15 protein-coding genes, 1 tRNA gene and 1 rRNA gene are annotated in these 15061 nt (G+C 35.0%); 13 read left to right on the top strand and 4 right to left on the bottom strand.

Going from position 1 to position 15061, the window contains the following annotated elements; translation table 11 throughout:
* Positions 1-295: 295 nt before the first annotated feature.
* Positions 296-859, bottom strand: coding sequence for a VanZ family protein (locus AZF04_RS06505; protein WP_061948054.1), 564 nt, complete (start codon positions 857-859; stop codon positions 296-298).
* Between the two features lie 423 nt (positions 860-1282).
* Complete coding sequence (locus tag AZF04_RS06510) at positions 1283-1591, bottom strand: helix-turn-helix domain-containing protein (protein WP_052340211.1); 309 nt, start codon at positions 1589-1591, stop codon at positions 1283-1285.
* Positions 1592-1745: 154 nt separating this feature from the next.
* On the opposite strand from AZF04_RS06510, the gene AZF04_RS21135 reads away from it, so the two are divergent.
* Positions 1746-1919 (top strand): hypothetical protein, encoded by a 174-nt coding sequence (locus AZF04_RS21135; protein WP_156479532.1) that lies wholly within the window; start codon positions 1746-1748, stop codon positions 1917-1919.
* A gap of 95 nt (positions 1920-2014) precedes the next feature.
* Here the strand turns inward: AZF04_RS21135 and AZF04_RS06515 are convergent, their stop codons facing one another.
* Positions 2015-2761, bottom strand: a complete 747-nt coding sequence (locus tag AZF04_RS06515) for an MgtC/SapB family protein (protein WP_061948055.1) — start codon at positions 2759-2761, stop codon at positions 2015-2017.
* A 185-nt stretch (positions 2762-2946) separates the two neighbouring features.
* Here AZF04_RS06515 and rrf point away from each other — a divergent pair.
* From rrf to AZF04_RS06555, 8 genes are all read left to right on the top strand, one after another.
* A 5S ribosomal RNA gene (gene rrf / locus AZF04_RS06520) occupies positions 2947-3062 on the top strand.
* Positions 3063-3231: 169 nt separating this feature from the next.
* Positions 3232-3305 (top strand) — tRNA-Met (locus AZF04_RS06525).
* Between the two features lie 148 nt (positions 3306-3453).
* The gene (gene thiL / locus AZF04_RS06530; protein ID WP_061948092.1) at positions 3454-4440 is read left to right on the top strand and encodes a thiamine-phosphate kinase; all 987 of its coding nucleotides are present in this window, start codon (positions 3454-3456) and stop codon (positions 4438-4440) included.
* Between the two features lie 9 nt (positions 4441-4449).
* The gene (gene tsaE / locus AZF04_RS06535) at positions 4450-4908 is read left to right on the top strand and encodes a tRNA (adenosine(37)-N6)-threonylcarbamoyltransferase complex ATPase subunit type 1 TsaE (RefSeq protein ID WP_153017227.1); all 459 of its coding nucleotides are present in this window, start codon (positions 4450-4452) and stop codon (positions 4906-4908) included.
* On the top strand, positions 4901-5611 hold the full coding sequence (gene tsaB / locus AZF04_RS06540) for a tRNA (adenosine(37)-N6)-threonylcarbamoyltransferase complex dimerization subunit type 1 TsaB (protein ID WP_061948056.1): 711 nt from the start codon (positions 4901-4903) through the stop codon (positions 5609-5611). The genes tsaE and tsaB overlap by 8 nt, the downstream gene beginning before the upstream one ends.
* Complete coding sequence (gene rimI, locus AZF04_RS06545) at positions 5604-6059, top strand: ribosomal protein S18-alanine N-acetyltransferase (RefSeq protein ID WP_061948057.1); 456 nt, start codon at positions 5604-5606, stop codon at positions 6057-6059. Before tsaB ends, rimI begins: the two co-directional genes overlap by 8 nt.
* The gene (tsaD, locus tag AZF04_RS06550; protein ID WP_174522661.1) at positions 6056-7099 is read left to right on the top strand and encodes a tRNA (adenosine(37)-N6)-threonylcarbamoyltransferase complex transferase subunit TsaD; all 1044 of its coding nucleotides are present in this window, start codon (positions 6056-6058) and stop codon (positions 7097-7099) included. Before rimI ends, tsaD begins: the two co-directional genes overlap by 4 nt.
* 685 nt (positions 7100-7784) lie before the next feature.
* Entirely contained in the window at positions 7785-9986 is a 2202-nt protein-coding gene (locus AZF04_RS06555; protein ID WP_061948059.1) for a hypothetical protein, read from the top strand.
* A 59-nt stretch (positions 9987-10045) separates the two neighbouring features.
* Here the strand turns inward: AZF04_RS06555 and AZF04_RS06560 are convergent, their stop codons facing one another.
* Positions 10046-11971 carry an ABC-F family ATP-binding cassette domain-containing protein gene (locus AZF04_RS06560; protein WP_061948060.1) on the bottom strand — a complete coding sequence of 642 codons (1926 nt, stop codon included), beginning with the start codon at positions 11969-11971 and terminating at the stop codon, positions 10046-10048.
* A gap of 222 nt (positions 11972-12193) precedes the next feature.
* On the opposite strand from AZF04_RS06560, the gene AZF04_RS06565 reads away from it, so the two are divergent.
* The 4 genes from AZF04_RS06565 to AZF04_RS06580 all read left to right on the top strand — a co-directional run bounded on the left by AZF04_RS06565 (position 12194) and on the right by AZF04_RS06580 (position 14709).
* Positions 12194-12829: a redox-sensing transcriptional repressor Rex gene (locus AZF04_RS06565; RefSeq protein ID WP_061948061.1), complete on the top strand. Its 636-nt coding sequence runs from the start codon at positions 12194-12196 to the stop codon at positions 12827-12829.
* Positions 12830-12881: 52 nt separating this feature from the next.
* On the top strand, positions 12882-13076 hold the full coding sequence (locus tag AZF04_RS06570; protein WP_061948062.1) for a twin-arginine translocase TatA/TatE family subunit: 195 nt from the start codon (positions 12882-12884) through the stop codon (positions 13074-13076).
* Between the two features lie 19 nt (positions 13077-13095).
* Entirely contained in the window at positions 13096-13872 is a 777-nt protein-coding gene (gene tatC / locus AZF04_RS06575) for a twin-arginine translocase subunit TatC (protein ID WP_045488170.1), read from the top strand.
* A 297-nt stretch (positions 13873-14169) separates the two neighbouring features.
* Positions 14170-14709, top strand: a complete 540-nt coding sequence (locus AZF04_RS06580) for a DoxX family protein (RefSeq protein WP_061948063.1) — start codon at positions 14170-14172, stop codon at positions 14707-14709.
* Positions 14710-15061: the final 352 nt, after the last annotated feature.

Genomic DNA, 15061 nt, shown 5'->3' on the forward strand with positions numbered 1-15061 from the left:
TAGTTGGGGGCTTCCCCCTGCAAGAGTAGGACGTTGCCAGGCGATAAAAGCACAACCTTTAGAGGTTGTGCTTTTTTGTATAGTTGAACCGAAGGTTCAACAAGGACGGGTATAAATAAAACAAAACCAACCGTGAGAAGATTCTTTTCTAGAGAACACGTAAATCAGTAAATGGACATTACTAGTCTATAAACTAAAAAGAGTAGAGGTCAAAAATAGTAAACCATCTACTCTTTTAAAATAATCTTTCTTTTTTATCATTTTGATGCACAGTTTTAATGCCAGTTTATAAGTATTAGTGATTATTTTTAAATTTATTATCGTACAGTCTTTTTAAAAATTGCATGAGTATAAACCCAATTACCCCACCTAAAGTATTTAAAATTAAATCATCCACGTTAGTACCACGTCCAAGTACAAAGCCAAAGTATCCTAATATAAGTTGGGATATTTCAATAGTCAGACTAATGAGAAAAACAATCAAAAACACTTTAGATATTTTTGTATGTTGAAATAAAATAGATAAATAGACGCCTAATGGTGCTAGCATAATTAAATTATAAAATGATAATTTGACTGAATTCCAGAAAAACCAGTCAAAACCATTATAATCATAAATCCTTAACCAATCGATAATAAAATAAAAGGGTATTAATTGTATGATTTGCCCATAATCATTTTGTGGAGGGAATGCTATACCACCAGTCGTTAGCTGAGCTATACACAATAGGTAAAAAATAAAACTATAAAATATTAATCTTCTAAACAAATTATCCGTTTTATTTTTAATTACATCTACAATTATATATATGAGAAGAATAATTAATCCGATAAATAATAAATTATAAGTTGAATACACTGAGTCATTCCATCCCCTGTATGTTAGTCAATTAAAAAACCTTAATAAAACGGTATGTAATTATCTATAACTTATACTTCAACACGCCCCTTTTCAAATATCGGTCTATAAAAAAGAATTCACTATTATTTTTATTATATTCAATTAGCAGAAAAATGTATATTATTTACAAGGGTTAACACTAGTATTATTATATAAATTTCTCATAACTAGGAAAAGCTTTAGTAAGTATTGAGAAAAGTAATAGATAGGGAAGAAATAAATCCGTTTTATATGTAACGGATTAACAAAAATTAGAATATGGGAAAAGAATGCAAGAAATGATGTTACTATGTGAGAATACTGATAATGAGGAATATAAATCAATATAAACTAAAGGGGGATTAGAAGAAAGACAAATCGAATGAAATGATTAAGCATTAATTAATTTTTCTTCTTATACCTAATAAAGTCTAAATAGTCTTTTAGAAGATGAAGCTCTTCTTTATTAATAGTAATATCATAAAGCTTGTTTTCTTCTTTTATTCTTTGTTTGGGTTCTAATCCTAGTAAGTCATCGGTAGAAATTTGAAATAATTTTGCTAGTATAATAATTTCTGAATCGGTAAGTACGCGTTTGTTGTTTTCAATTCTATTTAAAACACTATTGTTTATTTTCATTTTTTGAGCAAGCTCTTTTTGAGACCATCCACGCTCTTCTCTTAGATGTTTTACTCTCTCTCCTATGTTCATGGAAACCTCCTCCTTATATAGCACCATCCTAGCATTATATCCATCAGGCAAATGAATTATTGCTAAAAAAGCAAAATAAATTGTTGTGCGCTCATATTATTGCTAAAATAGAAATATAAGATTTCTTATTTAGAAAAGGAGGAAAATATGCTTTATGTTTTCGTTATATACTAAAATCGGGGTTGCTACGATTCGTTATGAGTTACTAATGATTGCTTATAACTTAGAAGCTGATAAGGAATGTAAGAAGAAAGAGGAAGTTACGGAGAAGCTCTTTCAAGTAGTGGAGAAATTAAATGAATTTGAAAAAACGATGAAAGATAGATGATAGGGTAAAAAGAATTGCATCAAACAATCATCCTTATTAGAGAATGATTGTTTGATTTTCATTATTACGAACCGATTTCACTCAGAGCGTAAATATTAGAGCTTCTCTACATTTACGGATTTTACATAGTTTATTTTTTTAGTAATATAGTATAGCTCAGTAATGTACATTTTACTTGGTACTGAAATTTTTAAGTCAATAAGTTGATTACCATCGTCAAGATCTTTTACTTTTACCGAGCGAATAGCAATTTCTTTCTTTTTCTTCTTACGCTTTTTCAAAAGCTCTTTGCTATCGCTATCTGCTTTTAATTCTCCTTTAAGCTCAATGGCCTCTATTAATTCAGTCATATTTAAATTAGGCTCCATCACAATTCTTAATGCGACATCATCTTGTTTTAAAGTGGAAGGGCCAATTACCTTTAATAGTACTGGGATGAAATTAATAGCAATTAAGATAAGAAGAACAGTATAAAAGGATTCAAGATAAAAACCTGCACCGATAGCTATTCCTAGACCAGAAGCAGCCCATATCATAGCAGCTGTAGTAAGACCTGATATTACATCATTATTCCGGCGTAAAATAACCCCTGCACCCAGAAAACCAACACCACTTACAATTTGAGCAGCTAATCGCATAGGGTCCATATTTGTCGATATACCGTCTGGAGCAAATTTATAGAAGGATTCAATTGAGACAATGGTTACAAGACAGCTAGCAATACAAATCACCATACTTGTTTTTAAACCAAGAGGTTTATGCTTCATCTGTCGGTCGATGCCGATAGCTAATCCTAATAATAGAGAAAGACTGATTTTAATAACAAATTCTTGTAGAAGCATTTTTTGACACCCCATTCACTTAGATGTTTACAATAAAGTAAGTTCCACATTTGTATATTCTATACCTTTAATAATATATGCAAAAACAGTTTTTTATTATGAAAAAATTAAGTTGATATTTTTCGAAAAAAAACTTGCCAAATGATATTTATCGTGGTATGATATTACTTGTGTCAGAGAAACAGTCTGGTGGCGATAGCGAAGAGGTCACACCCGTTCCCATGCCGAACACGGCCGTTAAGCTCTTTTGCGCCGATGGTAGTTGGGGCCTTGCCCCTGTGAGAGTAGGACGTTGCCAGGCATAAATTCTTTGGTTTATATTTTTAAATTTATAACGTCGCGGGGTGGAGCAACGAGCAAAATCAACATGATTAAGCTCCGAGTAACATCGACGCACAAGCAACGAAGCAAGCCGAGAAGAGGAAGATGTCTCTTCATAGAAAAAAACATCATCAGTAACTTTATAACGTCGCGGGGTGGAGCAGTCTGGTAGCTCGTCGGGCTCATAACCCGAAGGTCGGTGGTTCAAATCCGCCCCCCGCAATACCATTGAAACCGAAACAGACTTATTGTTTCGGTTTTTTTATATAATCTCTAGCTTATTAGGAATTTCCACATAAAGAATGTATGATAAGTATATTCAAGCTCCCTCAGAAATAATGAACTCTATAATTTGGAAACGAGGAAAAAGAATGAAGGATGAATTTGAATTTATAGATAAAATTACTCCAAAAATAAAAAGACAAGCTAATCTAATAGTAGGAATTGGCGATGATGCGGCTATCTATTCCCCTACTGTGCTAAAAAACCAAGTTGTATGTGTGGACACAATGGTAGAAGGTATTCATTTTCGAAAGAATACGTTAACTTCCTATCAGATAGGAAGAAAGGCATTAGCTATCAATATTAGTGACTTAGCAGCGATGGGTGCCACTCCAAAATTCTTTTTAGTGTCCATAGCTATATCAGATAAATGGAATGAACAAGAGCTGGAACAGATTTATGCAGGTATGAACGATTTAGCCGATAAATACGATATGGATTTAATTGGTGGAGATACCGTTTCTTCTAATGAATCTTTAGTCATATCCGTTACAGCAATAGGAGAAGTTTACTCGGATACACAGCTATTAAGGAGTCATGCTCAACACGGTGATGTTGTTTTTCTAACAGGAGAGGTTGGCCACTCTGCAGCTGGTTTACATGTATTAAACGAAAAAGGAATAAATGGTCCATTTACTAAAGACGAACAGGTTTGGGTTTTGGCTCATCAAGAACCAGAGCCACAAATAAAAGCCGGGCAAATTCTAGCAAATTTAGGAGAGCGCTTTGCTTTAAACGATATAAGTGATGGACTTGCAAGTGAAGCAAATGAGCTTGCGGAAGCGAGTCAAGTATCGATATTATTAGATGAAAGTCAAATTCCTTTAGATTCTTTGAAAATAGCCGTAGATAAAACACAAGCATTAAAGTGGGCTTTATTTGGTGGAGAAGACTTTCAGTTAATAGGAAGCTGTTCAGAGCAAGTATTTAAGAAGGTACAACCGCTTTTTCAAAATGAAAATATTCATGTAACAAGAATAGGAACCGTACAAGATGGTCCGGTAGGCGTTGAGCTTACTAGTGATAGCAAACGAGAAAAGCTTGAAAAAAGAGGATATAATCATTTCTTTAAATAGGTGATCGATTTGAAAACAAAAACAATAGAAACTCATTCTCCAGAAGAAACGATGCAATGGGCAGAAAAAATAGCCAAACAATTATTCCCGGGCGCTGTTCTAACCCTAGAAGGTGATTTAGGTGCAGGAAAAACTCATTTTACTAAAGGAATCGCCAAAGGTCTAGGTGTTAAAAGAGTTGTAAACAGTCCAACCTTTACGATTATAAAAGAATACTCAGGTAGGCTTCCTTTGTACCATATGGATGTTTATCGTCTAGATGACCAATTTGAAGAAATAGGCTTAGAGGATTATTTCTATGGTCAAGGGGTGACTGTTGTAGAATGGGCAAGTAAAATTAGACCTCAGCTACCAAAGGAACGATTAGACATTGAGATTTTTCGAACGGGAGATACAACCCGAAATATTATCCTTTCTCCTATAGGATCACAATTAGAACAAATATGTGAGGAGATTTATAATGCATAAAGTATTAGCGATTGATACATCATCCTTCGTCCTTGGAGTTGCTCTTATTGATGAAAATGAAGTGCTAGGGGAAATCATTACTAATAGTAAAAAAAATCACGCTCTTCGATTGATGCCAGCCATATCAGCTCTATTAGAAGATTTAAAGGTGGAGCCGAAAGAGTTAACTCACATCATCGTAGCGAATGGTCCTGGTTCTTATACAGGAGTTCGAATTGGTGTGACTACTGCCAAAACCTTAGCTTGGTCTTTAGGAATTCCGCTTATTACTGTTTCTTCCTTGGAAAATACGGCACAGGTCATAAACTATTATAATGGCTTCATATGTCCTATTATTGATGCAAGGAGAGGACAAATTTTTACAGGCTTATATAAAAGAGATTCAAAAGAGTTAGTGTCACAGGAGAAAGACCAGCTAACTCTTTTGCAAGATTGGCTCCAATATCTTAAAGAAAAAAACGAACCGGTTTTATTTACCGGTAAGGATTTAACGATTCACCAAGATGAAATAAAAAATCAGCTAGGCGAATTGGCGCTATTCGCACCTGCTACTATGAGGTTACCGAGACCGGCAGAGCTCGCTCACTTGGGAATGCTTAAAAGTCCTGTTCATGATGTTCATCAGGTCACTCCACAATATTTGCGTTTAGCTGAAGCAGAAGCAAAATGGAGAGAGGCTCAAGAGGAGAAAAGAAATGATTGAGCAAGGAAAATCTCATGTGCGTTTAATGACAATAACTGACCTTGAGGAAGTAATGAAAGTTGAAAAAAGTGCTTTTGCAAATCCATGGAAACCTGAGCTTTTTGAACAAGAATTAAAGGTGAATCGTTTTGCACACTATTTAGTGTACGAGTTAGAGCAGGCTATTATTGGTTATTGTGGACTTTGGGTCATTGCAGATGAAGCGCAAATTACGAATATTGCTGTACATGCCAATTATAGAGGACAAAACAGAGGAGAAGAGCTGCTTACTTATGCTCTTCACTTTGCCAAATTAATGGGTGCGAAAAAAATCTCATTGGAGGTTAGAGTGTCCAATACTGTTGCCCAAAATTTATATCGAAAATTAGGCTTTCAAGATGGAGGGATTCGAAAAAATTATTACTCAGATAATTTGGAGGATGCCTTAGTAATGTGGGTGAATTTATGAAGAATAAATCAGAGATTATATTAGCTATAGAGACAAGCTGTGACGAAACTTCGGCGGCTGTTATTCAAGATGGAAATCATATATTAAGTAACATTGTTTCTTCTCAAATTGAAAGTCATAAGCGATTTGGAGGAGTTGTTCCCGAAATTGCATCAAGACATCATGTAGAACAAATGACTTTAATTATAGAGGAAGCACTTAAAGAAGCAAAGGTAGGGTGGAAAGATTTATCTGCAATCGCTGTTACGGAAGGCCCAGGTCTAGTTGGGGCTCTTTTAGTAGGAGTTCATGCTGCTAAGGCTATCGCTTTTGCTCATCAGCTTCCTTTAATCGGGGTTCATCATATTGCCGGGCATATTTATGCCAATCAATTAGTGACTGAGTTGAAATTCCCGTTACTTGCATTAGTTGTTTCAGGTGGCCATACTGAGCTTGTATATATGGAAACGCAGGGGCAATTTGAGATTATTGGTGAAACAAGAGATGATGCTGTTGGTGAGGCTTATGATAAAGTAGCTAGAACATTAGGATTACCTTATCCAGGAGGCCCTCATATTGATCGGCTAGCTTCGATGGCAACAGAATCGATCGATTTACCTCGAGCTTGGTTAGAGGAAAATTCGTTTGATTTTAGCTTTAGCGGTTTAAAATCAGCGGTCATCAATGTAGTTCATAATGAAAAGCAAAAAGGAAATGAAGTGAATCACGAAAGCGTTGCGAGAGGCTTTCAGGAAAGTGTCATTGATGTTCTCGTAACAAAAACAAGAAAAGCCACAGAGGCTTACCCTATAAAGCAGCTTTTATTAGCCGGAGGAGTAGCGGCTAATAAAGGGTTACGGAGTGCGTTAGAAATGCAATTTAAAAATAGCAAGGTCGAGCTCATTATTCCTCCACTTCATTTATGCACAGATAATGCTGCGATGATTGGAGCGGCGGCAAGTATTAAATATCAGCAGGGTCAGTTCTCTGATTTTGCGCTAAATGGAAATCCAGGCTTAGACTTAGAAGAACAATCCATAAAAAATAAAAGGTTATCGTAGTTGATTTTAGATAGAACTTGTAGAAAAATTTGAAATGATGTCATTGATGGCTGAGACTATTTACAAATGGGGCTGGCACAAAACCTCATTTAAAACATCACATTAGAGAATATAGGAAAAAATGTGTAATGGTAACAAACATCAATAATGAATTAGGAACCCTCCTTTTTTGAAAAAAGGAGGGTTTTTTGAACGGATAAATCCCTATGAAAGACGTAAGCTAGCGGACACAAGACACGGAGGTGTAGTGTCTTGGGGAGCGAACAGCCGGTTATCTTTCTTGTTATAAGTCATTGATTCATGAGTATTTCCCCAATTTTTGGGTTGAAAGTGATTAATTAAACGTTTATTTAACCTATGTCTTCTATAATAAAGTGGGTAAAAAGAGTTTTACGATCAAAACAATTTAGTTTGTAGAGAAATTTAGTCATAAGTTTTTCTGTAAACAACCATACTATATAAGAATTCTTTCTGTGTACAAATATTGTTAACATCTCTGTGGATATTGTGGATAAACTATAATGAGCCCTTTCATTATCTACATTTTCCTGTGGTTATTTTTTTCTGTGGATAAATGTGTATGGAATAATAAAAAACTGTGAAAGTATTGATATAAATGGATTTAACCTGTGTATAAACCTGTGGATATTGTGGATATGTCAGAAAATATTGAAAGGTAGAACGTATGTTTACAAAAATCCTAAAAGTTTTAAGTCTGATCGTCTTTTTAGTGCTATGTTATTCACAATTAGCAGTTGCTGAGGAAAATATCGACTCCTCCACTAAAGAACATATGAAAATTGTTATTGCACCTGGATTATCCTTTGATGATGCTAAATGGCTTGTGGAACATGGTCGCTATGACGTTTTATGGGAAGAGTCAGCTTTGGGAGCAATGAATGTAAGGCCGGATGGAGCTTATCAATATTTACCTAATCTTTTATCTATTAGCACAGGAACTAAATCACGTGGAATTCCTCAATGGAATGCATATGAAAAAGAAGAAATCATTGATGATGTTAACAGTGTCGATTATATGCACCAATTAACAGGCTTATCGAGCGAGAGTCCTATTGTTCATCCTTTTTTACATAAACTAAAGGAAGAAAATACAAATAATTATCATGATGCCCAAATAGGTAGTTTAGGTGAAAGCTTAAAGAATGCGGGAGTTAAAAGACTTGTTTTGGGTAATAGTGATGTTGGTGAGGAGAGGGTACGTTTTGCTTCGCTTCTAACAATCGATAAACAAGGTCAGACATTAGGAGAATTGAAGGAAACAGTACGTTCTAATCCTCGGGTTCCTTATGGTATCGAAATGGATTCCGACTATTTATTAAATCAAATTAATACGTTTGTTGGACAGCATTCTTCTACTTTTGTCGCTGTTGAATGGGGAGATTTATATCGATTAGACCGGTTGAAGGGAGAAATGGAGCCCGTTTTTTATCAGAGTATAAAAGAAGAAGCCCTTTTCCATTTAGAATCATTTATAAACGAGCTAGTCTTGAATGGAGAAGACGAGCCTGTGTGGCTTATATCTCCTATCATGAACCAAGATTCATTAAAAAATAAACAACAGTTAGCCCCTATTTTTACATTTGATCAGGATGGAGGCTCTCTAACAAGCCTTACAACTAGACAGTCTTATTTAGTCGCGAATGTTGATGTTGTACCAACCATACTGAATGGTTTCGGTTTGCAAAAAACGGATGAATATATTGGACATCCTATTATCGTAGAAAAATCAGGAGATGTGAATAAACAGCCTTTGTTTGAAGAGGTCGATGAAATCGTACATATTTATAAGACGAGAGCAAGCGTATTATCTATCTACATTTCATGCTTAGCTATTTTATTATTATCATCTGGTTTAATGATCTTTTTTTTACGAGAAAACAATTTTGGTATAAAAATCTTAAAAGTGACATTATTGACTGCTTTAAGCTCTCCTTTATTTTTCCTACTGCTAGCACCGATTAATACTTTATTAAATCAAATTTCTTTTTTAATGGTTATGTTACTCTGTTCTTTACTTACGGGATATCTTTGCTATCGATTTATACACTCGCCCGTCAGTTTTATTACTAGTTGCCTATTTATTGCGATAACGATCGATCTTACACTTGGGGAAAGCCTCATACAAAGGTCTTATTTAGGCTATGATCCGATTATTGGTGCGAGGTATTATGGAATAGGGAATGAATATGCTGGAATTTATATAAGTTCAGCATTAACAATGCTCGTTCCATTTTTTCATAAAAGGAATTGGAAGGTGTTTATTGTAGCCTCTATTTTGCTTGTTCAAATGGTAATCCTTGCATCCCAATCTTTAGGTACAAATGCTGGTGCAACATTGTCAGCAGCTATTGCCTACACTGTTGCTATTCTTTTATTGTTAGGATTTAAAACGAAGACTTCCACGCTTTGGATCATAGGTACTTTTGGTTTATTTACGGGTTTAATTTTATTGTATGGTCTACAATTAATTGGAGTAAAAAGTCATATTGGCCTGGCTTTTGAAAGGTTAACTAGCGGAGATCTTCTTTATATAAAAAATATCATCTTCAGAAAGCTAGAAATGAATTATAAGCTCTTTCGCCATTCAAATTGGACGCAATTATTTGTATCAAGTTATCTTGTTGTTTTGCTTTTAATTTGGACAAAAAGAAATAGAATGATGGAATTTTCTAAAAGGTTGTATTTGCAAATCGGTGTTATTGCATCCGTTGCATTATTATTATTGAATGATTCAGGAGTCGTCGCTGCCGCAACCTCGATGTTTTGTATTGTTATTACCTATTGCTATTGGATACTAACGGCTCATGAAACTCAATTTTCTCCTACTATTACAAAAAAGGAAAAATCGACTCAACAAGCACACTAAAAATGAGGAGATAACTAAGCAGTCCTTGGTTATCTCCCTTCTCAAGTTTTTATAGAAGCTTACGTAGATTGTGATAATTCTTCCCATTCTTCTAATAGTTGTTCGATTTCAACATTGGCTTGGTCAATTTTATTTTGAAGCTCGAGTGCCTCTTGATGATTACTATAAATGTCGGGATCGCATAAAGATTGTTCGTAATTTTCAATTTGAGTTTCTAGAGTACTGACGGTGTTTTCTATTTCTTCAATTCTTCTAGTACGCTGACGTTCTAACTTTTTTGCTTCTTTATCACGATTGAAGCTCGTTTTATCTTTATTAGTTTGAATAGGCTGAGACTGTTCCTGTGTCATTCTTATTCGCTCTAGATTCTCAGCTTTTTTCTCTACATAATAATCGTAATCCCCTAAGTAATTGGTTAGTTTGCCGTCGTGTAATTCTACTACCCTACTTGCCATTCGATTCAAGAAATATCGGTCATGTGAAACAAAAATAATCGTTCCAGGGTAATCAATTAAAGCAGCCTCTAATACTTCCTTTGCATCTAAATCAAGATGGTTGGTAGGTTCATCTAATATTAAAACATTGGCTTTTTGCATCATTAATTTAGCTAACGCAAGCCTTGCCTTTTCGCCACCACTAAGACTAGAGACAGGCTTTAATACATCATCTCCACTGAATAAAAAATTGCCTAATACGGTCCGTACATCTTTTTCTGGTGAAAGAGAGAAGTCATCCCATAATTCATGTAATACTTGTTTATTCGATTGTAATTTAGCTTGCTCTTGATCATAATAACCAATCTTGACATTGCTTCCAAAGTGAATGGAGCCGTTTTGAATAGGGATTTGTTTGGTCATTGCTTTTAATAGAGTAGATTTACCTGCGCCGTTTGGACCTACTATCGCAACACTCTCCTCTTTATTTACATCAAAGCTTAGTTGTTTAAATATAGAAGGAGAATTTGTGTATTGCACATCTAAATCAGAAATACGTAGCACTTCATTACCAGTTTGGCGCTCAATTTGAAAAGAAAAATGGGCTGACTTTTCCATACCAGCAGGACGATCGATTCGATCCATTCGTTCTAATTGCTTTCTCCTGCTCTGAGCTCTTTTCGTCGTCGAGGCTCGAGCGATATTCTTTTGAACGAAATCTTCTAACTTAGCAATTTGTTCTTGCTGCTTTTCAAATTGTTTAAGCTCTAACTCATATCTTTTAGCTTTTTCATTTAAATAATCGCTATAATTACCCTTGAATTTAGTCGACTTCGTTCTAGAAATTTCTACAACCTGATTCACAATTTTATCTAAGAAATAGCGGTCATGAGAAACGATTAAAATCGCCCCAGGATAATTCGATAAATATTGCTCTAGCCATGTTAATGTGTCAATGTCTAAATGGTTGGTTGGTTCGTCCAGAATTAAGAGATCAGGTTTTGTTAATAATAACTTTCCTAGCGCTAATCTAGTTTTTTGACCACCGCTCAAGGTAGAAATCGGCGTCTCGAAGCGATCGGTCGAAAATTTTAATCCTGAAAGAACGCTGCGAATATCAGCTTCGTATTGATAGCCCCCTTGATCCTTAAAGGTAATTTGGAGCTCATCATATTCTTGAAGTAGCTTTTGGTAGCTAATCTCGTCATTTTGAAGGATCGGATTGGCCATTTCTTCTTCCATTTTCCTTAATTTCTTTTCCATTAGAATTAAGTCATGAAAGACGGCTAACATTTCCTCCCAAATGGTAAGGGAAGATTCTAGACCGGTGTTTTGAGCTAAATAGCCAAATTCAATATCTTTAGGTTTAATGACCTCACCTGAATCATGTGAAAGCTGTCCCGAAATGATTTTAAGAAGAGTTGATTTTCCCGCTCCGTTTCGACCAACTAGTGCGACTCTTTCTCCTGTTTGTACTTCTAGCTTTATATTTGTTAAAATTGGTTCAACACCAAATGATTTTGATAGGTTGACGCATTGTAAAATAATCATGGTTATCACTTCCAATATTAAAACTTTAGAGAAGAAAAGCCACAATAGTATTGATTTTCTCCTCTATTCAGTGTAGCTTATTTACTAGTATTCAACAACTTATTGAACAGTTATTGGATTATGGTTACATTCTATAAAAAATGAGGTACAATAGGAATGTTTCCATAATCTTGTTTTAGAGTAGATATTGGATAGTCTATAATGAGTTTAGGGGGACTGCTTATGAAATCAGATCATACAAAGATACCTCAAGCGACAGCAAAGCGCTTACCTTTATACTATCGGTTCCTTGAGAATTTGCAGACCTCTGGAAAGCAAAGAGTTTCTTCAACAGAATTAAGTGAAGCGGTAAAGGTAGATTCAGCTACGATTCGAAGAGATTTTTCATATTTTGGAGCATTAGGAAAGAAGGGATATGGATATAATGTTAGTTACCTGTTATCTTTTTTTCGAAAAACTCTTGATCAAGATGAATTAACGAAGGTCGTTTTAGTCGGAGTAGGTAATTTAGGTACAGCATTTTTACATTATAATTTCTCTAAAAACAACAATACGCAAATTGTTATGGCATTTGATGTCGTCGAAGAAAAAATCGGCCAAGAGGTTGGTGGCGTGACGATTCATGAGTATGCAACGTTAAAGGAAACATTACCTGACGATGTTACTGTAGCTATATTAACGGTCCCAGCATCTGCCGCTCAAGGGATAGCGGATGAATTAATAGAAGCTGGAATCAAGGGTATATTAAATTTTACACCAGCAAGGTTGACCGTACCAGAAACTGTTCGAGTACATCATATAGATTTATCTGTTGAACTACAGGCACTAGTATATTTCTTGAAACACTATCCTATTTAGGGTTAGACAGGGTTTTAAAAGCTTACACACATTATAAGGAGGTGCATCAATTATGATGCCTTTATCTGCCGGAAGTCTTATATTAATCGCTATTGTAGCTTTACTTATTTTTGGACCAAAGAAGTTACCTGAATTAGGTAAAGCAGCAGGAAATACATTACGCGAATTTAAAGCAGCTACAAGAGGACTAGCTGATGACGATGATACAGATACGAAAAAGAAAACAACAACTCGTGAAGATGCTTAATGTAAAGAGGGTTTGTTAAATGGATAACAAAGAAATGTCGGTTATGGATCACATAGTTGAAATGAGAAAAAGGATTATTATCCTATTCGTTTCATTTGCCGTTGCATTCATCGCCGGCTTTTTTTTAGCAACACCGTTAATCACATATTTACAAGCTGCGCCAATGGCACAGGATTTACCGATGAATGCTTTTAAAATGACAGACCCATTTCGGGTTTTTATGAATTTTGCGACTGTCATTGCTCTGGTGATCATTTTTCCAGTCATATTATTTCAGATTTGGAGCTTCGTAAGTCCTGGTTTACATGAAAATGAACGAAAGGCAACTTTAGGCTATATTCCTTTTGCTTTCATTTTATTTATTGGTGGAGTTGCATTTGCTTATTATATTTTATTTCCTTTTATCATCCAGTTTATGGGTAATTTATCAGCTCGTTTAGGGATTACTGAGCAATATGGTATTAACGAATATTTTCAATTTTTATTCCAAATTACTATCCCTATGGGGTTATTATTTCAATTACCAGTAGTCGTTTCATTTTTAACGAGACTGGGAATCCTAACACCGAGCTTTCTTTCCAAGGTTAGAAAGTATGCCTATTTTGTGTTATTGATTATTGCCGGATTTATTACGCCACCTGATTTAGTTTCTCATCTCATGGTTACGGTGCCGCTTTTACTTTTGTATGAATTTAGTATTACGCTATCACGCATTACACATCGTAAGGTTCTAAAAGCAGAGAAAGAAAGGGAAGAAGCGTTAAAAAGGGCAGAGGAAAATAATGAGTCTTTATAAATAATAGATCGAAGAGAAGAAACCTTCTCTTCGATTTTTTTATGTCAAAAATAGAGTTGAGAAACCGCGTAGGTATAGCTCTGGGTGAATAGATTGTGAAGTATTGAACAAATTGTGAATAATGATAAAAAGTATAGTCAATTCATTCAAACCGGTATATAATAAAAGTGTAAAAGATAGTGAAACATTTCACAAAGTGACGAGGTTTACGATTTGTTTTAATAACAAGTCTTTCAATGGGGAGTTTTATGTGAATGGTTTCACATACATTACAACTATTAAAAGGAGGAATTTATCATGATGGGACAATTTTTGAGAAACAATCGTGTAATGGCAATTATTTTAACTGTATTAAGAGTTTATCTAGGGTGGACTTGGTTATCATCTGGATGGGGAAAGGTGATGGGAGAATTTAATGCTGGAGGATACTTGCAAAACGCTGTAGCAAACCCAGTAATGAATGGGGAAGTTATGAAATACCCATTATATGTTAGCTTTTTAGAAAACGTAGCTGTACCAGGAGCAGATATATTTAGTGTCGTAGTAGCTTGGGGAGAAGTTCTTGTAGGATTAGGTTTAATCGTAGGAATCTTTACTTCAGCCGCCGCATTCTTTGGAGCAGTAATGAATATGGCATTCTTGTTTGCAGGAACTGTTTCTTCTAACCCTTGGATGGTCATCGTAGCATTCGTCATTATGGCAGCTGGAGCAAATGCAGGTAGATACGGAGGAGACCGTTGGGTACTTCCATACTTGAAATCTCTTTTTGCTAATAAATTCAAAAAAAATAATGATTTAGGAATTAACACCGCTAAGCCGATAAAAGAAGCAATCTAACATGAATAGGGCGCCCACTTTCTGATAAAGAAGGTGGGTTTTTGGTTTGGTAAACCAATATTAGTTCATAGAAACAGGAGGGTTCTAGAGGATAAATGGACTAAAGCAGCTGTTTTAGGAGAAAAGATTATATTGAAAACACCCTCATATTATGATACATTTAATGGAATTTAGAGGTGAGTATATGAATTTATTTAAAAAGACATTTATTTTGTTCTCACAACTACATCATCATATCTAATAGCCTCGCTATCCGATTTTAAAAATCGCAAATAGGAAGGCTATTTATTATTAAACCGTATTTGATTAAGTCTCAACACTTAAATCAAGTGCGGTTTTTTATTTTACTCAA

The organism is Alkalihalobacillus trypoxylicola (assembly GCF_001590785.1).
Taxonomy (GTDB): domain Bacteria; phylum Bacillota; class Bacilli; order Bacillales; family Bacillaceae_D; genus Alkalihalobacillus; species Alkalihalobacillus trypoxylicola.

Excerpts from the sequence above, each read along its gene's own strand:
- AZF04_RS06560 (WP_061948060.1), bottom strand. The coding sequence starts at position 11,971 with ATGATTATTTTACAATGCGTCAACCTATCAAAATCATTTGGTGTTGAA.
- AZF04_RS06580 (WP_061948063.1), top strand. The coding sequence starts at position 14,170 with ATGATGGGACAATTTTTGAGAAACAATCGTGTAATGGCAATTATTTTA.
- AZF04_RS06510 (WP_052340211.1), bottom strand. The coding sequence starts at position 1,591 with ATGAACATAGGAGAGAGAGTAAAACATCTAAGAGAAGAGCGTGGATGG.
- AZF04_RS06555 (WP_061948059.1), top strand. The coding sequence starts at position 7,785 with ATGTTTACAAAAATCCTAAAAGTTTTAAGTCTGATCGTCTTTTTAGTG.
- AZF04_RS06565 (WP_061948061.1), top strand. The coding sequence starts at position 12,194 with ATGAAATCAGATCATACAAAGATACCTCAAGCGACAGCAAAGCGCTTA.
- thiL (WP_061948092.1), top strand. The coding sequence starts at position 3,454 with ATGAAGGATGAATTTGAATTTATAGATAAAATTACTCCAAAAATAAAA.
- tsaB (WP_061948056.1), top strand. The coding sequence starts at position 4,901 with ATGCATAAAGTATTAGCGATTGATACATCATCCTTCGTCCTTGGAGTT.
- tsaD (WP_174522661.1), top strand. The coding sequence starts at position 6,056 with ATGAAGAATAAATCAGAGATTATATTAGCTATAGAGACAAGCTGTGAC.
- AZF04_RS21135 (WP_156479532.1), top strand. The coding sequence starts at position 1,746 with ATGTTTTCGTTATATACTAAAATCGGGGTTGCTACGATTCGTTATGAG.
- tatC (WP_045488170.1), top strand. The coding sequence starts at position 13,096 with ATGGATAACAAAGAAATGTCGGTTATGGATCACATAGTTGAAATGAGA.
- rimI (WP_061948057.1), top strand. The coding sequence starts at position 5,604 with ATGATTGAGCAAGGAAAATCTCATGTGCGTTTAATGACAATAACTGAC.
- AZF04_RS06515 (WP_061948055.1), bottom strand. The coding sequence starts at position 2,761 with ATGCTTCTACAAGAATTTGTTATTAAAATCAGTCTTTCTCTATTATTA.
- AZF04_RS06570 (WP_061948062.1), top strand. The coding sequence starts at position 12,882 with ATGATGCCTTTATCTGCCGGAAGTCTTATATTAATCGCTATTGTAGCT.